The 23,587-nt window shown below is 68.6% G+C and carries 21 protein-coding genes and 1 pseudogene; 8 read left to right on the top strand and 14 right to left on the bottom strand.

The genetic code is table 11. From position 1 onward, the window contains the following. Positions 1 to 239 precede the first annotated feature (239 nt). The 5 genes from ACFVWY_RS22105 to ACFVWY_RS22085 form a co-directional block, all read right to left on the bottom strand. Positions 240 to 989 (bottom strand): hypothetical protein, encoded by a 750-nt coding sequence (locus tag ACFVWY_RS22105; protein ID WP_389875028.1) that lies wholly within the window; start codon positions 987 to 989, stop codon positions 240 to 242. Between the two features lie 928 nt (positions 990 to 1,917). Continuing rightward, on the bottom strand, positions 1,918 to 2,226 hold the full coding sequence (locus tag ACFVWY_RS22100) for a hypothetical protein (protein WP_389875025.1): 309 nt from the start codon (positions 2,224 to 2,226) through the stop codon (positions 1,918 to 1,920). After that, positions 2,223 to 2,954, bottom strand: coding sequence for a GntR family transcriptional regulator (locus ACFVWY_RS22095; protein ID WP_389875062.1), 732 nt, complete (start codon positions 2,952 to 2,954; stop codon positions 2,223 to 2,225). Before ACFVWY_RS22095 ends, ACFVWY_RS22100 begins: the two co-directional genes overlap by 4 nt. An 8-nt stretch (positions 2,955 to 2,962) precedes the next feature. After that, positions 2,963 to 3,187: a hypothetical protein gene (locus ACFVWY_RS22090; RefSeq protein WP_389875022.1), complete on the bottom strand. Its 225-nt coding sequence runs from the start codon at positions 3,185 to 3,187 to the stop codon at positions 2,963 to 2,965. A 529-nt stretch (positions 3,188 to 3,716) separates the two neighbouring features. Further along, complete coding sequence (locus ACFVWY_RS22085; protein WP_389875020.1) at positions 3,717 to 3,995, bottom strand: hypothetical protein; 279 nt, start codon at positions 3,993 to 3,995, stop codon at positions 3,717 to 3,719. 78 nt (positions 3,996 to 4,073) lie between these two features. Between ACFVWY_RS22085 and ACFVWY_RS22080 the strand changes: the two genes are divergently transcribed. Next, on the top strand, positions 4,074 to 4,829 hold the full coding sequence (locus tag ACFVWY_RS22080; RefSeq protein ID WP_389875017.1) for a GntR family transcriptional regulator: 756 nt from the start codon (positions 4,074 to 4,076) through the stop codon (positions 4,827 to 4,829). Between the two features lie 281 nt (positions 4,830 to 5,110). On the opposite strand, the gene ACFVWY_RS22075 is transcribed toward ACFVWY_RS22080, so the two are convergent. From ACFVWY_RS22075 to ACFVWY_RS22060, 4 genes and pseudogenes are all read right to left on the bottom strand, one after another. After that, a complete protein-coding gene (locus tag ACFVWY_RS22075; protein ID WP_389875015.1) occupies positions 5,111 to 6,190 on the bottom strand; it encodes a hypothetical protein in 1,080 nt (359 codons plus the stop codon). 390 nt (positions 6,191 to 6,580) lie between these two features. After that, complete coding sequence (locus ACFVWY_RS22070) at positions 6,581 to 6,847, bottom strand: DUF6959 family protein (RefSeq protein WP_389875012.1); 267 nt, start codon at positions 6,845 to 6,847, stop codon at positions 6,581 to 6,583. A gap of 309 nt (positions 6,848 to 7,156) precedes the next feature. After that, the gene (locus ACFVWY_RS22065; protein ID WP_389875009.1) at positions 7,157 to 7,858 is read right to left on the bottom strand and encodes a GIY-YIG nuclease family protein; all 702 of its coding nucleotides are present in this window, start codon (positions 7,856 to 7,858) and stop codon (positions 7,157 to 7,159) included. A 215-nt stretch (positions 7,859 to 8,073) separates the two neighbouring features. Beyond that, a pseudogene (locus ACFVWY_RS22060) lies at positions 8,074 to 8,217 on the bottom strand (site-specific integrase); the annotation flags it as partial. 206 nt (positions 8,218 to 8,423) lie between these two features. Here ACFVWY_RS22060 and ACFVWY_RS22055 point away from each other — a divergent pair. From ACFVWY_RS22055 to ACFVWY_RS22045, 3 genes are all read left to right on the top strand, one after another. Next, positions 8,424 to 10,502 (top strand): restriction endonuclease, encoded by a 2,079-nt coding sequence (locus tag ACFVWY_RS22055; protein ID WP_389875007.1) that lies wholly within the window; start codon positions 8,424 to 8,426, stop codon positions 10,500 to 10,502. 586 nt (positions 10,503 to 11,088) lie between these two features. Next, positions 11,089 to 12,315 (top strand): NAD(P)/FAD-dependent oxidoreductase, encoded by a 1,227-nt coding sequence (locus tag ACFVWY_RS22050; protein ID WP_389875004.1) that lies wholly within the window; start codon positions 11,089 to 11,091, stop codon positions 12,313 to 12,315. Beyond that, a complete protein-coding gene (locus tag ACFVWY_RS22045) occupies positions 12,312 to 13,277 on the top strand; it encodes an RNA polymerase sigma-70 factor (protein WP_389875002.1) in 966 nt (321 codons plus the stop codon). The genes ACFVWY_RS22050 and ACFVWY_RS22045 overlap by 4 nt, the downstream gene beginning before the upstream one ends. A 115-nt stretch (positions 13,278 to 13,392) precedes the next feature. Here the strand turns inward: ACFVWY_RS22045 and ACFVWY_RS22040 are convergent, their stop codons facing one another. Continuing rightward, positions 13,393 to 15,276, bottom strand: coding sequence for an MFS transporter (locus tag ACFVWY_RS22040; RefSeq protein WP_389874999.1), 1,884 nt, complete (start codon positions 15,274 to 15,276; stop codon positions 13,393 to 13,395). A 153-nt stretch (positions 15,277 to 15,429) separates the two neighbouring features. Continuing rightward, a complete protein-coding gene (locus ACFVWY_RS22035) occupies positions 15,430 to 17,844 on the bottom strand; it encodes a D-alanyl-D-alanine carboxypeptidase (protein WP_389874996.1) in 2,415 nt (804 codons plus the stop codon). 181 nt (positions 17,845 to 18,025) lie between these two features. Here ACFVWY_RS22035 and ACFVWY_RS22030 point away from each other — a divergent pair, with 181 nt between their 5' ends. Continuing rightward, positions 18,026 to 18,748 carry a GPP34 family phosphoprotein gene (locus ACFVWY_RS22030; RefSeq protein WP_389874993.1) on the top strand — a complete coding sequence of 241 codons (723 nt, stop codon included), beginning with the start codon at positions 18,026 to 18,028 and terminating at the stop codon, positions 18,746 to 18,748. Here ACFVWY_RS22030 and ACFVWY_RS22025 read toward each other — a convergent pair. Next, complete coding sequence (locus ACFVWY_RS22025; RefSeq protein ID WP_389874990.1) at positions 18,745 to 18,894, bottom strand: hypothetical protein; 150 nt, start codon at positions 18,892 to 18,894, stop codon at positions 18,745 to 18,747. The genes ACFVWY_RS22030 and ACFVWY_RS22025 overlap by 4 nt on opposite strands. Before the next feature lie 95 nt (positions 18,895 to 18,989). Here ACFVWY_RS22025 and ACFVWY_RS22020 point away from each other — a divergent pair, with 95 nt between their 5' ends. Further along, positions 18,990 to 19,856 carry a helix-turn-helix domain-containing protein gene (locus tag ACFVWY_RS22020; RefSeq protein ID WP_389874988.1) on the top strand — a complete coding sequence of 289 codons (867 nt, stop codon included), beginning with the start codon at positions 18,990 to 18,992 and terminating at the stop codon, positions 19,854 to 19,856. A 254-nt stretch (positions 19,857 to 20,110) separates the two neighbouring features. After that, positions 20,111 to 20,317: a DUF397 domain-containing protein gene (locus ACFVWY_RS22015; protein WP_389874985.1), complete on the top strand. Its 207-nt coding sequence runs from the start codon at positions 20,111 to 20,113 to the stop codon at positions 20,315 to 20,317. Between the two features lie 127 nt (positions 20,318 to 20,444). Here the strand turns inward: ACFVWY_RS22015 and ACFVWY_RS22010 are convergent, their stop codons facing one another. Next, complete coding sequence (locus ACFVWY_RS22010; RefSeq protein ID WP_389874983.1) at positions 20,445 to 21,350, bottom strand: hypothetical protein; 906 nt, start codon at positions 21,348 to 21,350, stop codon at positions 20,445 to 20,447. Positions 21,351 to 21,441: 91 nt separating this feature from the next. Here ACFVWY_RS22010 and ACFVWY_RS22005 point away from each other — a divergent pair, with 91 nt between their 5' ends. Further along, positions 21,442 to 22,224 (top strand): SDR family oxidoreductase, encoded by a 783-nt coding sequence (locus ACFVWY_RS22005; protein ID WP_389874980.1) that lies wholly within the window; start codon positions 21,442 to 21,444, stop codon positions 22,222 to 22,224. Positions 22,225 to 22,247: 23 nt separating this feature from the next. Here the strand turns inward: ACFVWY_RS22005 and ACFVWY_RS22000 are convergent, their stop codons facing one another. After that, positions 22,248 to 23,363, bottom strand: coding sequence for an ADP-ribosylglycohydrolase family protein (locus ACFVWY_RS22000; RefSeq protein WP_389874977.1), 1,116 nt, complete (start codon positions 23,361 to 23,363; stop codon positions 22,248 to 22,250). Between the last annotated feature and the right edge of the window lie 224 nt (positions 23,364 to 23,587).

Raw genomic sequence — 23,587 nt, 5'->3', positions numbered from 1 at the left:
CCAACCGAGCGTCTGCAGGGCCCCAACCAGCGGCATCGCCTGGGAGCCAAGCGCTCTCCGGAGCTGTGTGCGCAGGTTTGAATCCTGCCGGGGAAATCGCCAAGGATTAGCGGGAATGACACGCCGACCAGGCTGGATGCCGACAGAAGAGAGCGGGCCCCAGCCTCACTGGGGCCCGCTCTTTCTCGTTGTTTCACGCTGGTCGCGATAGACCTGCGATAGAGGCAATCGCCGCCCGGTCAAGACCAGGAGGGCAAGTCATCCAGCCGCCCCAAGATAAGCTGATAAGCATTCCTCAGCCGCGTGAAGTCGTAGAAGTCGCCCTGCGGCTCGCGCTTGACGGTCAGCAGTCCCTGTACTTCGAGCTCCTTGCGACCCTTAGTCCACGTGTCCGAAGACAGGCCGTATCGCTGACGCTTCGCCGTGTGGATGTATTGCGGCTCCGAGTGCCCTCCGAGGGCATCTCTGAGGGCAAACAGCAAGGCTGTTGCCGTCGGCGACAACTGTAGGAGCCAACCGCGCGTCCAGAACTCGACCGGCATGCCAACGTACCGGCCTTCCTCTCTCGGCTGCGTGTACACCCCTCCATCACCGGTGGCACTCAGCAGCGTGATCGCTGAAGGCCGCCCCCACTGCGGCTGGAGGTCGATGAACTTGTTGTCCGCCAACCACTTCAAGTTGCTGGCAACTCGCCGTGGCCCCGTATTTGAGTCAAGTCCGAGCATCTGCGTCCAGCCGTTCGGGCCCGGCGGTCTCCGCAGATCAAAGGGCTCTTTCGTGGCCATCATGGTGATGCACATGTAAAGCCGGAGACGCACCATACCCCCACGCCCGCCTTGGATGAGCCGGGCAAGGGGCGGGGGCCCGCCGCCCCCCTCAGGCGTTATGACGAACGCCGGCGGAAACGGGATGTATCCCCGCCTCTTCGCCTTGTCCGCCGCCCCCCGCAGGTAGCCGAGCGCCTCAGATCGACGTTCACCAAGCGACACGTCTTTTACCTTCCTGCAGGAGAAACAGGGATACCGGGGGTACCAGGGGTACCAGGGGGTTCACTGGAGCTTCTATAGATTCCGTCACAGCGGTCGGGAGACTACAGCAAGAGCGCGTAATACTGCAGCACAAAGGGATATAACTCCTTCGCTACCGCAGATTTCTCCTTCTTGAACGACATTCACCCCTTTTGACCTGCTGTTTTCTTCCTGCCAGCATCGTCGTCAGTCAAGCAGGACATGGCAGAGCGGCCCGCGTGGATGTTGCCGCGATTCCACTGGTGAGGGGATTGATAGAGATTGTCCGATCACGACTCATCGCTTCGGGGCCTCTGGGCAGCGGTCATCATGCTCGGTGCGCTCGTCGCCGCAATGCTGAGCACGGCCGCTCTCTGGATGGTGGGAGCACCTGCGTACGCCTCGCTCGGGGCAGGAGGTGCCACCTTCATCGGTGTGGCCACCCTGGGGTTCGCCCTCAGGAAGTTCTTGACTGAGTAAGCCCCGATGGCGGAAGGCTTTGAATGACTGAAGGCGGGCCGATGGGCATTGACGCCCGACGGCCCGTCTTCCGGCTCCCCGTCTGGCAAAGGACGGAGCACGTGGACGGAGCACGTGACTGTATCGCGCCATGGCCATCGATGGTCAGCGTAGTGACGGCATCGGGCAGAACGCCGCCATGTGCGCGGGTGAGTGTCTGACTGCGTGACAACGCCGACGCGCGCAGCGGGGAACGAGCGCGGACGCCTGCGGACCATCAGCACAGGTGAAAGGCGCATCAGCCAAGACAGGCCCAAGTTGCTTCGGAACGAAGCGGTCCTCGGACTGTCCACGGTCGGCCGAAGCCGGCAGACAACGCCAGAAGCCCACGGCATCTGAGCGGGTCAGAGCCATGGGCTTCTCTTGCTGTGCAGGTCAGCGGGAGCGTGGATCAGTAGGCTGGCTCACGCAGTTCGCTCGCCGCCAGGAGGTGGCCGCGGCTCGTTGCGACGCGGAGGATGTCCCGCAGAGCCCCAGTTAGCTCCGTGACCAGGCACCGCATCTCGTCAAAAGTGGCGTCCTGGGCGTCGAGGGTTTCGGAGGTCTCTTTCAGCAGTTCGGCAGCCGTGCCGAGTTGGACCGCTTCGATGTTGTCCGCCAGGCGGGACACGTAGCCGCCCCGGTCGTCGGTGCTCAGGTAGCACGGCTTGCCGTCCGGGCCCGTCCACGGGAGGAGTCGTAGTTCGTTCGGTGCTGTCATCGTTGGGCCTTCCTCTCGTCGGTCACGTGGTGGGTAGTGAAGACGGCGTCTACGCGATCCCCCGGGAACGCCAGGAGCGTGGCTTCGACGACGCGGCCGGTGGAGTCGGCGGCGATGCGGGTGATGGAGAGGACGACCGACGCGTGGCCGATCCGGAGGGCCGATGCTTCGTCCAGCGTCGAGGGGCGAGCACACACCGTCTCTCGGAGAGCGGACGGCGGAGGGCCGAGGACGGCGAATCTGGTGACTGCATCCCGGCACATGAAGTCGTCATCAAGCACTCCGGCCGGGACCAGGTCGCGCGGCATGTAGGTGCGAGCCAGACCGTGCGGAGACTCCCCTTCATGGCTGATGCAGGTGATCTCCACGATGGGGCTGCCCAATGGCACCTTCAGCAGGGTCGTGAGGTGCGCTTGGGCCTGAACGATGTTGCTGCGGACGGTGACGCGCAATGCTGGCTCGGCGGCTGTCCACGGGTCCAAGGTGCCCCAGCCGCCGACGTACAAGATCTTGCGGTGAGGGCGACGGGCGAAGTTACCCTTGCCGTGGATCTTCTCCACGAGGCCTTCGCCCTGGAGCGCAGCGAGGGCTCTCCGCAGGGTCACCGTGCTGACCTTGTACTGGTCGGCAAGATCGGCTTCGGACGGCAGACGCTCGCTGGGCTGAATGCGGCCGGTGGTGATCTGCTGACGAAGATCGTCGGCAATGTCGGAGTGGCGTGAGCGCATGGAGCCGGTCACCGCCTTCTCGAAATGCGCATGGCGACAAACCGGGTACGCGCGTGCATGGTCAGGAGCTCGCCCGACTCGAAGAGCAATTGCTTCGCTCCCTGGGGAAGCTGAATAAGATCTCCCACCCGGCAGGCCTGGCCGCCGAGTTGGATGACGTCGCCGCGCCGAACAGTGGCCGCAGTGATCTCGATGCTGGAGACCAGCACACCGCCAGGGGCCCACGGGCTCACCGCGCCACCTCCATAGGCTCGGACGGGACGGGAGACGAGTGGCACGGGCAGTCACACGCCTCGCAGATCACCGCGACGTCGTCCGATACCAAGGCCGGGGAGGATTCCGTGCAGGAGGCGTGTGTGCCGATCCTGCAGTCGGTTGAGCGATAGGAGACGACTGAGATACCTGAGACGTGTGGTTGTCGACGAGGTGGCATCAGTGGCCTCCCGCGAGCAATGCCCGGCCATCCAGCGTCAGGTGAGAAGCAGTGATCATCGAGCCTGCCCGAGCACGCCTTTCTGAGGCCAGCACGTACGGGCGGACGAGCGCAACGTCTTCTCCTCTGAGCAAGGTTCGGTGGGGCGCCACGTCGGCAGCTGCCCGGCCCAGGAGAGGAGTCGGCACGCCAGCGGTTTCGCGGGAGGCGAGCGGGGACGCCGGAGGGCAGGATGGCGTTAACGCACGGCGGTGCCTGCCTTTTGAGCAGTAGCACGCCCTGGCGAGGGCGAAGGCGCGGCGGATACGGTTGAGCACGCTGTTCAGCTCCTATCGCTGATAGCTCGGTCCCCCGACATCGCCCGTCGTGGGGACCGCTTTGCGTACGACCGCCCATAAGGTGCGGCCGTTCATGCTGGTGGCGAGAAGTCCGAACCGATCAGCCTCAGCCACCACGTCCAGGACCTCCCGCCATGACTCGACGGAGAGCGCATCGGGCACCTGCGCTTCCACCGACGTATGCCGGGTTCGTTCCTCCGTTCGCGCGGGCAGCCCGAGGGCGGACAGCCGGGCAGCGATGGCCGCCGCGCTAACTCCCGAAGCGGGCACAGGTCAGCCTCCGTCACCAGCGATCACCTTCAGTGAAGCTAGTTAACTAGGTTAGAGCTAGTGGACTAGATTTTCCATATGCCTGAGCAGCCGCCCTATCTCCGCATCGCCGACGAACTCCGGCGGCGGATCGTGGAACACGAGTGGGAGCCCGGAGATCGCCTGCCCTCCCGTGCCCAGATCGGCCAGGAATGCGGCGTGGGCGAGAACGTGGTCCGCCGGGCGCAGGAGTTGCTGATCTCTCAGGGTGTGTTGGAGGGCCGCGCCGGGTCAGGTACCTACGTCGCCGAGCCCAGACAGCGGGTGCGGGTGGTGCGATCGTCGGCGCGCGAGCAGCCGACCAGATCGCCCTTCCGGGCCGACATGAAGGCATTGGGCAGACAAGGGGATTGGGAGAGCCGGACGGACGCCAAGGTGCCGGCCCCCGCAGATATCGCGACTCGACTCGGGATCACTGAGGGCGAGCTGTGCGTCCGCACCACGTACGAGTTCCTGGCGGACGGCAGGCCGGTGCAGCTGTCGACGAGCTGGGAGCCATACGACCTCACCGCCGGCACTCTTGTCGTTCTCCCCGAGGGAGGGCCGCACGCTGGGGCAGGTGTCGTGAACCGCATGGCCGCGATCGGCATCACCGTCAGTCACGCCGTGGAGCAACCGGAGCCGCGGCAGGCGACCACCGAGGAGGCGTCGCTTTTGGGCATCCAGAAGGCCGCCTTCGTCACGCACATCCGCCGGACGTACTACAGCGACCAGGGGCGGCCCGTGGAGACGGCGGACATCGTGGTGCCCGTCGCTCACTGCGAGATCGTCTATGAGATCCCGATCAACCGGTAACTGCGGTAACTGACAGGCGTCCGCCGCCCTGTGGATCTCCTCAAACCGGGGCCAGTTCGTGCCCCTAGCGTGCCCCTTCCGTGCCCGGTCGGGTGGGAACCCAAGGGGGGAGACACGGTGGCTGGCGGGCAGCAGGCAGCACAACGGCCCCCGACCGTCATGCCTGGCAGGGGCCGTTCAGCTGTGTGGTGGGTGTGGGATTTGAACCCACGGTGACTCGCGCCACGACGGTTTTACGAGATCTTTCAGAGCTTGACTCGGCCACTGTGGCTCCGTCGGCCTCAAAGTTGCGAATCGCACTTAAGGCACCCGTCCGGTATGGGGCCGCCCGTGTCGCAAGGACATTCAAGGCCAGGGAACCCACACCAGCGGCCCATGGATATTTCTTCACGAAGCTCATCCTCTGCGATCCGCCTCTCGTTAGCCAGGCGAGTTTTCCATTCGAGCGGGTCGCGATCGCCCGGAGGGTCCACTAGGCCATTTTCACCAATGTCGAGGCTGATCGGGAGGTTAATCGATTCAAACTCCTCGACGTCAGCAGTCAGGCCGCAGATTTGGCAAAAGTATGAATGCCCCACGAAGACGTGATGAATTTCGTTTGTGACGCCATCCCCCGGCTGCATCGAGTGCCCCACCAACATCCCACTGTGCCCTCCAGTGGGGCACGGTATGCCGTAACCGCTCTTGCCGGGGCCGAAGATTCCCTGCTGAGACCACTGGAGCGGCTCCCGGCGCGTGTTGGGATATAGCCCTCCATAGTTCTCCGCATCCCGTGCCCGCGCCCTGGCCAATCGCGCGCGCATGCGACGAGTCACCTCGTCTAGATGAGACTTCCCCAGGCTGTCCCGAACTTCAGCCCACGTAGACCAGTAATCAGCTCCCAACTTTTCTAGCTCCGCGAGTAGTGCATCGACGATATCGAAACATGTAACCAGGTTCGACTCAGCTGCAGACTTGTCAATAATACCAAGGTGCGCTACGCCATTTCGCGCTCGAAGCACAGACGTCCAGCGCTGATTACTGACTCGATCGAGACGCTTTGTGAATTCTCGCGCCAAATCTAGAGATTCTTTCGCGGTAATAGAGGCACCTGTCTCTAGATTGTGGTCCCCGGCGTGTCGCGTTCGATTATTGATCGCGCCTGTCACGTGCAGAAGCAACGTGGTGTTGTCTGCGATAAGTGCAGGATGCACGCTGAGAAGAAAACCCTTGAGTAGATGCTCAGTCGCAACTTGCGCATGATGAACGGCAAGATCGTACGCTGACGGCTCGGCTGAGGCATGTCGAAGAGCCTCGTGCATCCAACGTCGTGACGAGGCATAGAACTTGTCAGCGTCGAAAAATCCTCCATCGCTAAGCATGCAGAGATCGTAGCCAGACACTCGCGCGATGTAAGCAGGGTTTTCCATGTGGCTTGTGCTGGCGAGCCGGTGCATAGCTCGGAGATCCAATCTCTGCCCTCTATGCCACACAATGACCGGAATGACTGCCAACGGATGATCCGCATAGAGCTACGGATCAGAAGACGTAGCCTGTCGGGTGGTTGGGGCCGTCCGCACGGTAAAGGCCCGCGACCCGGGGTTCAACAAGGGTCGGCTACCTCACCACTCAGGGCCGTGCCAGACCCATGCCAGGTGGGCGGGGAGCTACGGGAACGGCGGACAACGAGGCCGTCAGACCACTCCCCTCACAGGTCAGACGTCCAACTGGCCCTAGAGCACCCGAGATTCCCAAGCTGATGGCCTGACGTCTCAGTACGGCCTCGGAATCTCATGCTCACCCGACACAGCCTCGTACCGCGCCAGCAGAGCATCCAGGTTCGACAGAAGAAGGCTGGCGGAGTTCCGGGCTTCTTCCAGGTCGCCACGCTCGCATGCCTCCAACACCTCGGCCACGTCACTGCGAAGGATGTGAAGGGAATCGCTCTGTGCCAGGATGCCGGGGAACTGTCTGCTGGACATGCGAACCATGGCGTCGTTGCCGCCATCTGTGAACAGCTCGGCCTCAATGCGCTCCATCGACCCATCCAACCTGACATCACCAGCTGACATCAACGACGTGGGACGCAGGCGGCCTTGAGCGCACGTTCGCGCCCCATCAATAGCGCTGCGAGGGCGATATGGGGACCGCGGGATCGAACTCCTAAAGCGGGTGTCGCAGGTTCGAATCCTGCCGGGGGCACCAGGGAAGAGGCCCGGACCGGTCATGGTCCGGGCCTTTTTGACGGCACCAGTTGACGGCAGTCCTGCCTCAGGCGTCCGGCAGGCGGCGCTTGCGCCGGCTTCGACGCGGCGTGGGGCGTCGGCTCCCGACCCTGACAGCCGGGGCTACAGGGTCTTGACGTACGCATCGATGACCGCGGCCGCCTGCCTGTATTCCATACGGAAGAACTCGCGATCGCCTCGGAGCCGGTACTCGGCAAGTAGCGTGTGAAGGTCGCCTTCCACGCGGCGCGCGTGTGGAACCATCCAGGCGCCTCTTGCCCCGTATGGGATGGGGACGCCTGTCGAGGAGCTGATCTCCCTCGCCCTTGTCGCCACGTCCCGGTCCGTGTAGCCCACCTTGAGGATGCCCGGCATCTCACGTGTCGACAGAACGTAGATGAAGCCGTGGTCCGGCTTGCGCAGGGGCGTGCCTTCGATGAACCGCTGGAGAGTCGCAGCCAGATCACGAGTGCCGAGCGCGGCGATCCGGCTGGACGTGGCTGTTGCGTCGCAGTCCTGTATCGCTCTGCGCAGGGCCAGCAGGTCGCCGGAGACGCCGCTGGCCGTCCGGTGGGGCGGAAAGCCGAGTTGACTCCACACCGTGAACCAGTCCCACTGGTCCTTCTTGTAGGTCCGGGTGAACATGCCCTTGATCACGGAGAGATCATCGATCCGCCCCAGGGCAGCCGTACGGCCATCCACCAGGGTTGCAAGCACGGTGCGGGCTGCCCGGATGCGTTCTGCCTGCACATTCGACTTGATCGGGGCCATGCCGAAGCCCCACTTCTGCTCGACGCGGGCCGCTGGCTTGGGTGCTGCTGTCATCCGTTGATCTTACGAAGCCCCCTGCGGCATCCCGACCCCAGCTCCCGCATGACCAGGGGAAACGCCGTTCGCAGGCGGGGATCCTGGGTTTACCTCGTTCGGGACGAAGCAGCAGGTGCGAATCCTGCCGGGGGCACCAATCCAGAAGGGGTCCACCTCCGGATGTCAGAAGGTGGCCCCCTTCTGACATCCAGATCTGACATCAACGGCGGCGGTCACTGACGACCGGGACGACTCCTGAGCAGGCGGGCCATGTGGCTCATGGCTTCACGCCGGGTGTCCTGGACGGTGTGGGTGTAGACGTCCAGGGTGACGCTGATCTGGGAATGGCCGAGCATCTCCGTCACGACACGCGGGGCGCGACTCCGGGCGGCGAACGCTCCGCCGACATGGGCCGGAACCGCTTGACCCCGGTTTGCACAGGTCAGGGCGGAGCGGAGGCGAACTAGGGCAAGGGCATGGGCGCACGACTGGTTGCCGACTAGAGTCACCTCATCACTGCTGGTTAGGGGACCAGGACGTGGCGCATGCCCGCCACGTCTCTGGTGGGGAGGGCCTGGAGAGCATGAGCCGTCGCTCCAATGGGTTGGCCGGTATCTGGGCTGAAGCGCAGCGCCAACAGCAACGTCAACGTGAGGCACAAGCCAGATACCAGCGGGACCAGGAAAGGCAGCAACGCGCCCACCAGCGAGAGCTCGCGCGCAGCCACCGCGAGCAGAAGGCGGCGTACCGGGAGCAGCGCGAGGCGGAGGCCCGTCGGCGTACGGAGGAACTCGACGCCCGGGTCGAGTCGTTGCAGGGCCTGCTGGCGGCGGGGTGCCGGGCCCCGGCCTTCAGGGCTAGCGCGCTGACCCGGGCGGAGCGGATCGAGGCGTTCTCCCCGGGGCAGCTGGCGTATCCCATCCACATGCCGGACCCGAACCAGTACCAGGCACAGGGTGGTTGGACCTCGGCACAGCGCGCTCAGGCACAGGCGGAGGCCCGGTCCCGGTTCGAGCGCGACTGGCAGGCCGCACAGGCCGCAGAAGCACAGCGTCAGCACCAGCTGGCCGCCTACCAGTCGCAGTACCAGCAGTGGGCCGAGAACCAGCTGGGCGAGATCCGTCGGCACAACGCCGGAATCGCCGAGATGACGACGGGGCTCCGCAACGGGGATCCCGAGGCCGCGGTGGAGTATTTCTCCGCGGCCCTCTACGCCTCGACCGGCTGGCCGGAGGACCTGCCGCGTCAGGTGTCCGCGGCGTACGACTCCGGCGCGCGCCAGTTGGTACTGAACTGGGAGCTGCCCACGTACGACGTCGTCCCGGAGGCGAAGTCGGTGCGCTACATGATCAACGCCGATCAGGAGAAGGAGTCGCCCCGGCCGGTCACGCAACGCCGCTCCCTGTACCGGGACGTACTCGCGCAGTGCCTCCTGCTGGTTCTGCGTGATCTCTTCGCAGCCGATGAGTTCGGTGCCCTGGAATCGGTCGCGTTGAACGGGTTCGTGGACGATCACGACCCGACGACCGGCAGACGGGTGCCCATGTTCCTGGGCACCGTCATGGCTTCGCGTGCGACGTTCGCCGAGCTGCACCTGGAGCAGGTGAACGCTGTCAACTGCCTCGTGGACGGACTCAGGGGGCAGCTGTCATCACGCCCCGACCAGTACGCGTCCGTGCGGCCCGGCCGGGTTCCCGAAGAGGTCGGAAACGGCGTCGTCACCCATGGCGGCGACGAGGAGCCGGACCTGTACGCGATGGATCCCCTCGCCTTCGAAGCGCTGGTCGCGGATCTGTTCCGGGCCATGGGCATGCAGGCCGTGACCACACAGCGCTCGAACGACGGTGGCGTGGACGTCGACGCGCTGGACCCGACGCCGATTCGCGGCGGCAAGATCGTCGTACAGGTCAAGCGGTACCGCAACACCGTGCCGCCGACCGCCGTCCGCGACCTGTACGGCACCGTCCAGGACGCCGGAGCCAACAAGGGTGTCCTGGTCACGACGTCCGGGTTCGGCCCCGGCTCGCACACCTTCGCCAACGGCAAGCCCCTGGAACTGGTGGCGGGCTCCGAACTGGTCGACCTGCTGCACCGCCACGGGCTGCGCGGGCGGCTGGGTGACGGCGAACGCCCCGTGCCCGCCCAGCGGACAGCGCCGGAGAACGAGACCAGCACGGACGACCACAATGTGCTGGGCATGTACTGGTCAGGCAACGTCGCCCTGGACGTGTGCGCGCTCGTCTGTCACGGCAACCGCGTGCTGGACGACGACCACTTCGTCTTCTTCAACAACCCCCGGACACCCGACGGCACCGTCCGCGCGCTCATCCCCGTCGCGCCGGACAGAGCCGCCCTCCACGTCTCCTTCGACGCGCTGCCGGCCCGCGCCGACCGTCTCGTCGTCATCGCCGCAGTCGATCCTGTCGCCAATCCCGCGGCCGACCTGTCCAGCTTCACCGACGCCGGTATCCGGCTGCTGGACGCGGAGAGAACCCCCCTCGACCAGTTGGAGGTCTCCGACGGCCGCACCGGCGAAACCGCCCTCGTGCTGGGGTCCTTCCGTCGCCGCGCGAACGGCGACTGGGAGTTCGTCAGCGGAGGGAAGGGGTACCGGGGCGGCCTGGAGGAACTCGTCCAGGACTACGGCATCGACGTGGCCTAAGGGCTGCCCCGTCATCCCTGGTGGATCAGCGTGCGGCGTCAGGCGCGGTGCATCGCACGGCGGAGGGCTGCCCGAATACTGGATGCATCCGGGCGTTCCGGCAACGCGGCGAGGTGCCGTGGCTGTCGTCGCACGCCCGCCAGGGATCACGGGACAGCCCTCAGGGATGCCTGACGGCCCTCCGCGGCTGTCGCGAAGCTCCCCTGCCGAGCACCTGCCGAGCCTTCACGGTTCAGAACGGACGCAGCGCGCATCCGGGCGCGAAGCCACACGGCGACGTGAGAACCGGGAAGAGGAGCCCTTCCTCCTGAAACAGGGCCGCGGGTTTGGATTCCGGCGGACGCGGGACACCAGGACACCCGGGACACCGGAATGCCGCGCGCGGGAAACGGGAAGCGGGAAGCGGGACGGCTCGGACGTTCCCTTCCGGACCGGCCCTGCGCCGCTGCGGCCCGCCCGCTCCCCGGACGACGGCCACTCCCGCGTGTCCCACGTCACATCCCCGTCATGTCACGGACGGATGGGCGGCCCGCATCTCGTGTAGGTCAGCCACGAGTCGAGGGCCAAGGGCCAAGGAGACGGAACCATGAACGCACGGTACGGAAGCGGAACCTCCGGCACGCACCGGGTGCTGGTGATCGGGGCGGGGTACGCGGGGGTGGCCGCGGCCGTGCAACTGGCGGGCCGGGTGGGGCGGCGGCAGGGGGTGGAAGTGACCCTGGTGAACGCGCGGGAGCGGTTCACCGAGCGGATGCGCCTGCACATGGCGGCCACCGGGCAGAGCCTGGCGGAGCTGAACCTTCCGGAACTCCTCGCGGGCACCGGCGCCGGATTCGTACGCGGCTGGGTGACGGCGGTCGACGCCAGCGCCAGGACCGTGCGGATCGACGACGCACGGGTGCTGCGCTACGACACGCTGGTGTACGCGCTCGGCGGGGTGGCCGACGCGGTAACGGTGCCGGGGGCCGAGGAGTTCGCGTACAGCCTGGACGGTCCCCGGGACGCCGGGGCACTGGCCGAGCGGCTCGGGCGGCTCGGGCGGCTGGGCGAGGAGGGGCGCGGCACGGTGGTGGTGTGCGGGAGCGGGCTGACCGGGATCGAGGCGGCGGCCGAGATCGCCGAGCGCCACCCGGGGCTGGACGTCGTCCTGCTGGGGCGCCAGGAGCCCGGGACCGCGATGAACGCGCGGGCCGGGGCGTATCTGCGGGGCGCGCTCGACCGGCTGGGGGTACGGGTGCGCGGCGGGGTGGAGGTGGCGAAGGTGCTGCCCAACGGGGTGGAACTGGTCGGCGGGGAGAGCGTCGCGGCGGACGCGGTGCTGTGGACGAGCGGTACGCGGGTGTCGCCGCTGGCCGCCGCCGCCGGGCTGACCGTCGACGAGCGGGGGCGGATCGTCACGGATGCCGCGCTGCGTTCGGTGTCGCACCCGCAGGTGTACGCGGTCGGCGACGCGGCGGCGGTCCGCCAGGCGTACGGGGTGATGCACGGGACCTGCCAGGGCGGGATGCCGACCGGGGTGCACGCGGCGCTGTCGATCGTCCGGACGCTCCGGGGCAAGCGGCCCAGAGCGTTCCGCTTCGGCTACTACCACACGCCGGTGAGCCTGGGCCGGAACGATGCCGTGGTGCAGTTCACCCGCCCCGACGACAGCCCGCGCCGGATCTGCCTGACCGGCCGGGCCGCGGTCCGGTACAAGGAGACGGTGACCGCCTCGCCCTGGCCGACGTACGGCCGCATGAAGAAGATGCCCGCCTCGGGCGCGTTCTGGCCGCGCGGCGGCCGTTTCACCCGTGGCGCCCGGGGGGACCGATGACCGGCCTCCGCGCGCACACCCACCCCGGCCAGCAGGTCTTCCACGAGCACCGTCGGCTGCTCTTCTCCGTGGCCTACCGCTTCCTGGGCTCTGCGGCCGACGCCGAGGACATGGTCCAGGACGCCTGGCTCGCGTGGTCGGCCGCCGATCGTGTCCACGTGGCCGATCCGAAGGCGTACCTGACGCGGATCGTGTCCAACCTGGCGCTGGCCCGGCTGCGTTCGGCGCGGCACCGCCGCGAGACGTATGTGGGCCCGTGGCTCCCGGAACCGATCCTGACCGGCGCGGACCGGGGCGCGGACCGGGGCTCGGGCGGTGACAGCAGGGACGTGGCCGATCTCGCCGCCGACGCCGAGTCGGTGTCGATGGCGATGCTGGTGGTCCTCGAAACGCTGAGCCCGCTGGAACGCGCGGTGTTCGTCCTGAAGGAGGTCTTCGACTTCAGCCATGCCGAGATCGCGACGGCGGTGGAGCGTTCCGAGCCGGCCGTGCGGCAGGCCGCTCACCGTGCCCGCGCGCACGTCCGGGCCCGCCGTCCCCGGTTCGACGCCGACCGGGCCCAGCAGCGCGAGGCCACCGAACGGTTCGTCGCCGCGTCGGCCGGCGGTGATGTGAACGCGCTGCTGGAGCTGCTGTCCCCGGACGTCACACTGTGGACGGACGGCGGCGGCAAGGTCCGTCAGGCCCTGCGGCCGGTGGTGGGCGCGGAGACCGTGGCGTCCTGGTTCGCGGCCATCGGCACCGTCACCTACCAGGGCATCGGGCCCGGGGACATGCGGACCGAGCTCGCCGAGATCAACGGCGGGCCGGGCCTGGTCTTCAGCGGGGCGGGCCGGGTCATCGCCACGGTCACCTTCGACTTCGACGCCGAGGGCCGGATCACGACCGTCCACAACGTGGCCAACCCCGACAAGCTCCGCTCCGTGAGCGGGGGCGTCCAGCACGACGTACGGACCCGCTGAAGGCGCCCAGGCTCAAGGCGCCGTGCCTTGTGCGCGCCGCGCGTCCCGTACGCCGTCGCTGCCACTGCCACCGTCGCCGTCGCCGTCGCCGTCGCCGTCGCCGCAGCCGCAGCCGTCAGCGGAGCTCCTCCGGGCAGGGGGTGCCGGGCGAGAACTGGTACGGGGCGCCCAGCCGGTACACACCCGCCCTGGGCGCCAGCAGCTCCGTCCACTCGTCGCCGTCCGCGTCCTCCTCGACCCTGAGGAGGCAGCCGTTGGTGTTGACGAAGGTGCGCGGGGTGCTGTCGTCCGTACGCCGCTTGGACTCCTCGGTCTCCTGCGGCCGCTCCACGCTGTTGCCCTCGGCGTCGATCAGGGCGAGCCAGCGCGAGTACGGGACGCGGATCAGGACCCGGCCCGGCGTCCTGACGTGAATGGTCAGCTCACCCGCGCCCGCCCGGTCCACCGTGGCGGGCGGGTCGGCCATCGGCACCGGGCGCTCCACCTCGAAGAGCCGCCAGTTGGCGTCGGACCACACCGGCTTCAGGTACGGAAGCCCCTGGTCGACGAGGTTCGCCTCCTGCACCGCACCGTTGGAGTCCGGTGTGCCCTTGGGCAGCACCACGTAGTGCACGGCCCAGCGGTCGAGCCACTGCCGGTAGTTGGCGCTGTTCAACGTGTCGTCGTAGAAGAGCGGGTTGCGCTCCATGTCGGCCTGCCGGTTCCAGCCGCGGGCCAGGTTGACGTACGGAGCGAGCGCGGACGCCTCCCGGTGGCTGCTCGCGGGCACGACCTCGACCCGGCCCTTGTCCGCGCCAGCCTGCTGCAACTGGTGGACGAGGGGGGCCAGCTCGCGCGCCCAGGAGGCGGTGGGGGCGGTGCGGACGATGTCGTCGACGCCCTTGAAACCGATCCAGAAGTTCAGCCCGGCGAACGCGATGACCAGCGCGTACCAGCGCCGGGAACGCGGCACGGTGTAGGGCAGCGCGGCGAGCAGCACCACTCCGGCGTAGAACATCGCCATGCGGGTGATGTTCGAGCCGATCTGCGAGTCGATCACGTAGGTGAGCAGCGTCCCGATCCCGTACACGGCGGCGGCGGTGCGGACCGTCCGCCAGTCGCTCGGTACGAGGACGAAGACGAGCACGGAGAAGAGGAACGGCAGCGAGAGCGTCGCGATCGACATCGGCTGCGTACCGGAGAACGGGAACAGCAGCGCCGACAGCGCCACCACCGCGACCGGGGCCAGCCCGATGGCGTACGCGCCGGGGCGCCGCTTGTTCAGGAAGAGCGCGGCGGCGATCACTCCGAGGAAGAGCCCGGCCACCGGGCTGCTCGCCGTGGCGAGCCCGGCGAGCGGCGCGGCCACGGCCGCCTTCGCCCACCGCTTGTACCGCCAGCGGTGCGGCCAGCAGAACACCGCGGCCGTCGCGCCGACCGCGAACATCATGCCGAGCCCGAAGGTCACCCGCCCGGACAGCGCGTTGCACAGGTACGCGAAGGCCCCGGCGAGCGAGCAGGCCAGCGGATTGCGGACGGCCCGGACCCGGACGAGGATCAGCGCGGTCAGCGCCGACGACACGGTCCCGGCGATCATCATCGTGGTCCGCACACCGAGCAGGGACATCACGTACGGCGAGACCACGCTGTACGAGACCGGGTGCATGCCCCCGTACCAGGCGAGGTTGTACGCCGTGTTGGGATGCCGTCCGACGAATTCGGCCCAGGCGTCCTGGGCCGCGAGGTCACCGCCGCTGTTGGCGCCGAGGAAGAACCAGAGCACGTGCGCGACGGCCGCGACGGCCGTCGTGATCGTCACCGGGTGACGCAGCAGCCGTCCGATCCGCCCCTCGCCCGCCGGTGCGGGGCGCGGCCCGAAGGCCTCCCGGGCCTCCGCTCCGTCCTGCGCCGGTGCGAGGGTCCGCGTGCTGCCGCCCTCGCCGCTGCCGCTGATGTCGCCGCCCCTGATGGCCGTGTTCTCGGCCGTTTCACGGCCGGGCCTCGGCTCCGCGGTGGTCACTCCGGCTCTCCCCGCTGTCTTCGAATCCGCCTGTCCCGTACCCCTGTGTCCGGTCTTGCCCCGGGGACGCTAACACGTACGAAGCACGAAAGGGGGTGCCTGTACCGGCACCCCCTTTCGTCATCGGGCCGAACCCCTCGCAGGGCCGTTCCCTCAGCTGATCCGGGTCAGCTTGTCCGCGAAGGTCGGCTCGGCCAGATCGCCCTGCAGCGCGACCGGCACCTTGACCTGGCTGGTGCCCTCACCCACGGTGAGCGTGCCGACGCGGGAACCGGACGCCGCCCCGTGCACCATCGCCTTGCCGTCGTCGGTCAGCTCGATCCGGACGGTGAGACCGGCCCAGCCGACCGCAGTCACGTCCTTGGTCGCGACCACGGGGACGCTGGTGCCGAAGCCGTTGTCGACGGTGCCGACGACATCGCCCTTCTTCACGACCTTGGCGCTGTCCAGGAGGTCCTGCGTCGCGACCATCACGTCCCTGCTGACCGCGTTCACGGTGTCGATGATGGGCGGCTGGTGCTGGCCCAGCACGGCGCCGACGATCAGCTGGTCGGTGTCACCGACCATCTTGTGGGCGGCGAAGAGCAGATTGCCACCGGCCTTGCTGGTGGAGCCGGTCTTGATGCCGAGTGCCCCGTTGTACGGCACCAGGGTGTTGTAGTTCCGCCACTGCTTGCCCGAGGGGTCGGTCCACGACGGCAGCTTGGTGATCTCCATCAGCGCCGGGATCTCCACCAGCTTCTGCCCCAGCTTCACCTGGTCCTCGGCGGAGCTCACCGTCGTCGCGTTGAGCCCGGACGGGTCGGTGTACACGGTGTTCTTCATGCCGAGCGACGTGGCGGTCTCGTTCATCTTCTTGACGAACGCCGCCTCGGAGCCCGCGTCCCAGCGCGCCAGCAGCCTGGCGATGTTGTTCGCGGAGGGAATCATGATGGCCGCCAGGGCCTCCTGCTGGGTGAGCTTGTCGCCCTCCGACACCGTGTTGAGGGTCGACTCGCCTTCCGCGTCCAGCTTGCCGTCGGACTCCGCCTTGGCGTCGACATCGATGGAGGGGCCCTTCTCGCCCTTCTTCAGCGGGTGCTCCTTGAGCACGATGTACGCGGTCATCGCCTTGGCCACGCTGCCGATGGGCACGGCCTTCTGCTCGCCGAACGAACCGACCTGTCCCAGGCCGGTCGCCGCCATGTAGCCCTGCCCCTCGCTGGGCCACGGCAGGGTCGGCTTGCTGCCCTTGAAGGTGTACGTGTCCTTCGCCGACATCTGGAGCACGGGTTCCGGGAGCGGGCGCACCATCTGCGCGATCGCAAAGACGATCAGTGCGAGCAGGGCCAGCGGCGTCCAGATCTTGACCCTGCGGACGGCGTTGCGGACCGGCGTCTCCGGCGGCGGAGGCGTGTTCGTCAGCTCGGCCAGCAGATCGAGCGGCGCCTTGGGCGGCATCGGCTGCTGCGTGGTCCGCTCGGCGCGGGCCAGCGAGGCGGGCTCCGCGACGGGGGCCCCCTCGGCACCCGCCCCGGGCGCCTCCGGCCTGCGCGGCGCGGGCGCCTTGGCGGGGTGCACGTCGTCGCTGCGCAGGGGGACGAAGGTGCTGGCCCGCTCGGCGGCGGCGCCAGCCTCCGCCTCGGACCCGGCGCCCGGCTTCGTGCCGGACTTCGGCTCCAGCGGGGGGACCTTGAGCGCGGTCGTCGGCTGGTCGACCCGGGGGGCGGGTGCCCGGAAGATGGCGGTCGGCTGGTCGACGCCGCGCTTTTCCTCGGCGTCGCCGTCGTCGGCCTTCTTGACGTCGGGCTCTGCCTCGGCCTTGGCGTCGGCCTTCTTGACCTCGGGCTCTGCCTCAGCCTTGGCATCGGCCTTCTGCTCGTCAGCCTTGGACTCGGGTTCGGCCTCGGGCTTGTCCTCGCCCTTCTTCCCGTCGGCCTTCGCGGCCTTCGCGGCCTGCTCGGGCTTCTCGGCCTTCTCGGCCTTCTCAGGCTCGGGCTTCTCCTCGGCTGAGGCGGCCTTGTCCCCGCCGGAAGCATCGGAAGCGCCGGAGGGAACGTCGAGGGACGGCTCGTCCGCCTCCGCTTCCTCGCCCTCCGCGTCGTCGGCGCACTCCGAGGCCTCAGGAGCCTTCTCCGGGCGTTCCGCGCCCTTCCCGGCGTCCTCCGTCTCTTCGGCACCCTCGGCGCTCACGGCACCGTCAGCGCCCTCGGAGCCCTCGGAGCCTTCAGAGCCCGAGACGTCCGCGGAGGTGTCCGCGTCACCCTCCGCACCGTCGCCCTCGCCCGCGTCGGCCTTCGCCGACTTCGTACGGAAGACTGCCGTGGCCGTGTCCTTCTCGGCTCCCTCGGCCCCCTCGGCCACGTCTACCGCCGCATCCTCGTTCTCGGACGCCGTGTCCTCGTCCTCAGCCGTCGGCTTCGTACGGAAGACGGCCGTCGCCGTGTCGCTCTTCTCGGCCGCCGTATCGTCGGCGGACTCCTCACGGAAGACGGCAAGCCGCGGATCACTCGCGCTCCGAGCCGTTCCCGACGACTTCTGCTGCTCCGACTTGTCGGGGGACTCGCCCGCCACCGATGCCTCCTCCATGCGGCGCGGGGGACACCCCCGCGCTGTCCGAACCATCTACCAGTGTCCCGTGGTGAACCACCGGCCCGGCTGCTAGACGAGAACGACATACCTACTGGTTCCCACTCAAAGCACCCAGGCGCTCTCGACAGACCAATGTGAGAGGGGTCACCCTGTCACTCATCCACGCGGGGAGGCATGGATGGGCAGGAGCCGCAGAACAATTCCGGAGGAGCTTCTGCTGCTCGCTCTGGACCCGGCCACGGGTACCACAGCGCAGCCGCAGTCGCTCGACCTCGGCCTCGCCGGAGCTCAGCTAGTGGAGCTGGCTCTGGCAGGACGGATAGCCCCTGACGGGGATCGTATCGCCGTGGTGATGCCACGGCCGACAGGAGATCCAACTCTGGACTCCGCACTGGAACTGCTGCGCCGACGCGGCAGCCCGGTTCGGGCGGTCCACTGGATTGGCGGGCCCCGGCTGGGGCTGCGTCAGATCTACCTCGCTCATCTGGAGCGGTGCGGCATGGTGCATGCCGTGGCGGGCCAGATGTGCGGAGTGCTGCCGACGACTCGCTACCAGGCGACGGAGACGGCGATCAGCCGGGACATCAGGACCAGGCTGGACAGTGCGATCCGCACCGGCGTACCGCCGGACCCGCGGACCGCGGCGCTCGCCGCGCTGGCCCACGCGGTCGGCCTCGGCAAGCATCTCTACCCGGGGAACGAGGGGCGTTCATCGCGCTCCAGGCTCCGGGACCTGATCAGGCACGACCCCATGGGCGGACTCGTGGCGCACGCCGTGATGGACGTTCAGAACGGGGCGGCCGCGCAGCCGCGCCGGAGCCAGGCGGCCGGAGTTTCGTTGCAGCCGCAAGCACCGTCGCAATCGCGCCGCAGCACCATGGCGCGCGCCGCGGCGCACTAGGCGCGCGGCACCAGCACCAGCACCAGCACCAGCACCAGCACCAGCACCAGCACCCAACCGAATACCGCCGCGCCGCCGTCCCCAAGACCCGGTTCGGGAGCCGCACCATGCGCGGGGCAACCGTCAACAACGGTTGCCCCGCGCACATTCGTATGGCCATTTCCCAGCGCGGCGGGTCAGGCGGGTGGCAATCTGCTCAGCAGTAGATACGCACAGCTACATAGCCGGAGGTGCCGTTTCCGTGCCGTCCAACGTCAATCCCACCGTCAGACGACGCCGGTTGGGCCAGGAATTGCGCCGCCTGCGCGAACTCAAGGGCATGACGGCCGAGGAGGTGGCGGAACGCCTGCTGGTCTCGCAGTCGAAGATCAGCCGTCTGGAGAACGGCCGTCGCTCCATCAGCCAGCGTGACGTACGCGATCTCTGCGGAGTGTACGAAGTCGAGGACCACCGGATCGTCGACTCCCTCATGCAGATGGCCAAGGATTCCCGTCAGCAGGGCTGGTGGCACGCCTTCGGCGATATCCCGTACAGCGTCTACATCGGTCTGGAGACCGACGCGGAATCACTGCGGGTCTACGAACCCCAGGTGGTCCCGGGCCTTCTGCAGACCCGGAGTTATGCCGAGGCACTGATCAACGGGGCGCTTCCGGAGGCCCCGCCGAGCGAGATCGACAAGCGCGTCAGCGTCCGGGCCCGCCGCCAGGACCGGATCACCGACCCGGAGAGCCCGCTGCGGCTGTGGGCGGTCATCGACGAGTCCGCGCTGCGTCGGCTGGTCGGCAGCAAGCAGGTGATGATCGAGCAGTTGGAGCAGCTGATCGAGCTGTCCCAACTGCCGCACGTGACCGTGCAGGTCCTGCCGTTCGAGATGGGTGCGCATCCCGGGATCAACGGGCAGTACGCCATTCTCGAATTCCCGGACGCCGCCGATTCCAGCGTCGTCTATATCGAGGGCGTCACCAGCGATCTCTACTTGGAGAAGGGCAACGACGTCCAGCGGTACAGCGTCATGTACGAGCATCTGCGGGCGCAAGCGCTGAATGTGGAGCAGACCCGGCACTTCATCGGCGGGATCGTGAAGGATTACGCGGATCTCAACGGCTGATTGTCCGGATTGACGGCAATGAAATCATGCGACGGGAGGGGTGGCCGTAAGGTACACCGCCACCCCTCCCGGGTGGAAGATCTTATTGGTACACACCACTCGGTCGAGTGAACGCCTCCTTTGCGCCACGGGCTTGGCGAGTAGCGTCGATCACACCAGCCGGAACAGTGTTTCCGGACATCGTCGGTGCCGGTCACCTTCGGTGACGGCAATCGTTGGTGTCATTCACGCGACTCTTCAGAACCGGAGTGAACATGGCCATTCGTCAGGGTGCTACGGACCAGTGGACGAAGTCCTCGTATTCCGGGGGCAACGGCGCCTGCGTCGAAGTCAAGTCCCCCGCTGTACAGGCGATTTCCGTGCGCGACTCGAAGGCTCCCGAGGGCCCCTCGATCGCCTTCGTCCCCGCCGCGTGGAACGCCTTCGTCCGGGATGTCGGCAAGGGTGCCGTCGACGCCTGATCGATGCGCTTCCGTCCGCGCCGCGGCACCGCCCAGGGTGCCGCCGCCGGCCCTCTCGACCGGTCCGCCGTCCTGGCCGAGGGGGGCCGGCGTGCGGTCGGCCCACGCGGCCGCCCGCGACCGGCGCTCATGTACGGCGCAGCCGGTCGACGTACAGATCGGTGCCCGGCACCGTCGGGATGAACGGCGCCACCAGCTCCACCCGCCCCAGGCCGGATTCCGCGACCGCCGCGTCGAGCCCGGTGAAATGCTCCTCCCAGCACTCCCCCGGGTCCTGCTGGAGGAACCACAGCAGGGTCAGCCGGGTGTCGACGCCCTCCACCTGCTTCACGTAACTCATCCGGTCACCGGGCAGCGGTGTCGGGCGGAAGATTGTCACCATCGCGGCCGGTGAGCCGGTCAGCCGCTTCGGCAGGTGCCGCGTGCGCAGCCACTCCAGCAGTTCGGCCCGCTCCCCGGCCCCTTCCGCGTCGATCACTTCGAGCACCAGTCCTCGGTAGGGGTGGTCGAGGGCGTGGAAGTCGCGCGGGCCCGCCGCACCGTCCCGGTAGACCGTCGCCTCGTGGTCCTGGAACGCGGTGAAGACGTGCGTACGGGCCTGGTGGACCCGGCCGTCCCGGTTGAGCCTCCGGTTGATGCCGACGGTCCACCGCATGTGGTCGTCGTAGCGCCCCTCCGTCACCCAGTACGTCGACAGGTAGCAGCCCGCCGTGACCGGCCGCGCCACCGCCGACGTCTCCGGATAACGCAGTTCCTGGAGCGCCCGGGTCGCCACCCAGCGCCGACCGGCGAACATCCAGGGCATGGCCATGGCACCCGCGTAGTAGTGGTCGTCCTCGTACCAGCGGTTGTAGGCGTACTCCTGGCCCGGGTGCGGCTCGACCATGGTGATCAGCGCGTGGCCCGGATGGACGCCGTACGGGCCCAGCGCGGCCAGTTCGGCGTAGGTCTCGCTCCGCGTTCCCTCGCCCCGCGTTCCCTCGCTCCGCGCCTCGTCGTCGCGTGGCCCCTCGTTCCGTGTCTCCTCGCTCATGACGTTCGTTCCTCCCCTTCCGTACTCTGCGGCGGCGTCCTACTCTGACGCACCGTCAGACGAACTGCCAGAGGGTGCCGGGAGGCCGCCGATGTTGCTCACGGGGAAGACCGTCGTGGTGTCCGGGGTGGGGCCGGGGCTGGGGCACCGGGTCGCGGCGGCGGTGGTGCGGGACGGCGGCAACGCGGTGCTCGGGGCGCGTACCGCGGCCAGCCTCGACACGTCGGCCGCGGAGATCGATCCGGGCGGCCTGCACACGGCCTGGCGGTCCACCGACATCACCGACGAGGCGCAGTGCGGGGCCCTCGCCGCGCTGGCCGTGGAACGGTTCGGGCGGATCGACGCGGTGGTCCATGTCGCCGCGCTGGACCGGCACTTCGGAGGGATCGAGGACGCCGACTTCGCCGCCTGGCAGTCGGTGCTCGACGTCAACCTGCTCGGCACGCTGCGGATGACCCGGGCCTGCCTGCCCGCGCTCAAGGAGCGGGGCGGGTCGGTGGTGATCATCGGTACGCAGTCCGCGGTGGCCGCGCCGGCCCAGGTCAGGCAGGCGGCGTACGCGGCCTCGAAGGGCGCGCTGACCTCGGCGATGTACTCCCTTGCCCAGGAGCTGGGGCCGCACCGGATCAGGGTGAACACGGTCCTGCCCGGCTGGATGTGGGGGCCGCCGGTGCAGGGGTTCGTACGGGAGACCGCGCGGCGCGAGGGAGTGCCCGAGGCCGAGGTGCTGGGCAGGCTCACCGCACGCATGGCGCTGCCGGAACCGGCCACGGACGGCGATGTCGCGGAGGCCGTCGCGTTCCTGGCCTCGGACCGGGCGCGGGCGATCACCGGGCAGTCCCTGCTGGTCAACGCGGGGGAGCTGATGCGGTAGCCACCGGGCGGGGCCCGTGCGCGTCAGACCCGCGGATAGCGGGCCAGCCAGCCCGGGGCGGCGGCGGCCGGGCCGTGCAGAGCGGGCCCCTGCGTCATCTCCATCGAGAAGTCGTCGGCGAGCTCCAGCACGGTGGCCCGGCCCTCCAGCTCGGCGAGCCAGGCCGGCGGCAGCGCGGTCTCGCCGTGCAGGGCTCCGAGCAGCGCCCCGCACAGGGCCCCGGTGGAGGCGGACGGCCCGCCGTGGTTGACGGCCAGCCGCAGCCCGTGCCGGATGTCCTCGCCGACCAGCGCGCAGTACACGGCGACGGCCAGGACCTCCTCGGCGGCGTCCGTGGCCCCCAGCGACTCGATCAGGGCGGGCCCCGGGATGCCCTGGCGCACCGTGCCGAGGGCCTGCCGCAGCGCCTCGGTCACCGGCTCGTGGCCGGGGCGCTCGGCGAGCAGGGCCAGCGCGTGCTGGACGGAACCGTCCAGGGTCTCGCCCCGGACCAGCCCGTGCACGATGACGGCGAGGGCCCCGGCCGAGAGAAGGGCGGTGGGGTGGCCGTGGGTCTGGGCGGCGCACTCGACGGCCAGTTGCAGGACGAGCTGCGGTTCCCAGCCGACGAGCAGGCCGAAGGGGACGGAACGGGTGAGCGGGGCGGCGTCGCGCGCGTCGGGGTTCTTGGGCTTGTCGAGGGTGCCCATGGTGGTGTCGCCGAGGCCGGTCAGGCATTCCCGGGTGGGGTCGCGGCGGTCGTAGAGCCATTCCACGCGGCCGAGCCAGCCGATGTCCTCGCGGCGTTCGTCGGGCCCCCAGTCGTGCTGGGTGGCCGCCCACCGCAGATGGGCCCGGTGGATGTCGGTGGGCGGGTGCCAGGCCCCGGTGTCACGGCGCACCTGGGCGCGTATCAGCCCGTCGACGGTGAAGAGGCCGAGCTGGGTGACGGCGGTGACGGTGCCGCGTGCGCCGTGCACGGGCAGCAGTTCGGTGACGCCGTCCGTGCCGTGGGCCGCCCGGATCTCCTCCAGGGTGAGCCGGTCGGCGCCCGCTCCGAGGGTGTCCCCCATGGCCCCGCCGAGCAGTGCGCCGCGTACCCGGCTGCGGAAGTCCTGCTGTTCGGCACGGCCCCACACGGCCGTGGTCCCTGCACTCACCGTGCCTCCCCCGCCGGGCCGCGATCCGGCCCGCCTGCGACTGCGCAGCACTGTAATCGAACGGGAACCGTCGGTAGAGAGCGGCGGAAGCGGGTACGCGTGGGTATGGCAACGGTCGTCCCGCAGGTCGTTTTTGGCCCTGCCGGTCCGTGCGGCACCCGCGTCAGCGAAGAGGGCGGCCCTTCGCACCCCGAAAGGGTACGAAGAATCCGGCATCCCTCCCC

Origin of the sequence: Streptomyces sp. NPDC058195 (assembly GCF_042883525.1) — a bacterium.
GTDB lineage: Bacteria > Actinomycetota > Actinomycetes > Streptomycetales > Streptomycetaceae > Streptomyces.
This window is presented reverse-complemented; position numbering and strand designations above follow the sequence as displayed.

Bases quoted from the DNA above. Each gene is read 5' to 3' on its own strand.
- ACFVWY_RS22100 (WP_389875025.1), bottom strand. From the start codon at position 2,226: ATGACAGCACCGAACGAACTACGACTCCTCCCGTGGACGGGCCCGGAC.
- ACFVWY_RS22095 (WP_389875062.1), bottom strand. From the start codon at position 2,954: ATGCGCTCACGCCACTCCGACATTGCCGACGATCTTCGTCAGCAGATC.
- ACFVWY_RS22080 (WP_389875017.1), top strand. From the start codon at position 4,074: ATGCCTGAGCAGCCGCCCTATCTCCGCATCGCCGACGAACTCCGGCGG.
- ACFVWY_RS22075 (WP_389875015.1), bottom strand. From the start codon at position 6,190: ATGCTTAGCGATGGAGGATTTTTCGACGCTGACAAGTTCTATGCCTCG.
- ACFVWY_RS22070 (WP_389875012.1), bottom strand. From the start codon at position 6,847: ATGGAGCGCATTGAGGCCGAGCTGTTCACAGATGGCGGCAACGACGCC.
- ACFVWY_RS22065 (WP_389875009.1), bottom strand. From the start codon at position 7,858: ATGACAGCAGCACCCAAGCCAGCGGCCCGCGTCGAGCAGAAGTGGGGC.
- ACFVWY_RS22055 (WP_389875007.1), top strand. From the start codon at position 8,424: ATGAGCCGTCGCTCCAATGGGTTGGCCGGTATCTGGGCTGAAGCGCAG.
- ACFVWY_RS22050 (WP_389875004.1), top strand. From the start codon at position 11,089: ATGAACGCACGGTACGGAAGCGGAACCTCCGGCACGCACCGGGTGCTG.
- ACFVWY_RS22045 (WP_389875002.1), top strand. From the start codon at position 12,312: ATGACCGGCCTCCGCGCGCACACCCACCCCGGCCAGCAGGTCTTCCAC.
- ACFVWY_RS22035 (WP_389874996.1), bottom strand. From the start codon at position 17,844: ATGGAGGAGGCATCGGTGGCGGGCGAGTCCCCCGACAAGTCGGAGCAG.
- ACFVWY_RS22030 (WP_389874993.1), top strand. From the start codon at position 18,026: ATGGGCAGGAGCCGCAGAACAATTCCGGAGGAGCTTCTGCTGCTCGCT.
- ACFVWY_RS22015 (WP_389874985.1), top strand. From the start codon at position 20,111: ATGGCCATTCGTCAGGGTGCTACGGACCAGTGGACGAAGTCCTCGTAT.
- ACFVWY_RS22010 (WP_389874983.1), bottom strand. From the start codon at position 21,350: ATGAGCGAGGAGACACGGAACGAGGGGCCACGCGACGACGAGGCGCGG.
- ACFVWY_RS22005 (WP_389874980.1), top strand. From the start codon at position 21,442: ATGTTGCTCACGGGGAAGACCGTCGTGGTGTCCGGGGTGGGGCCGGGG.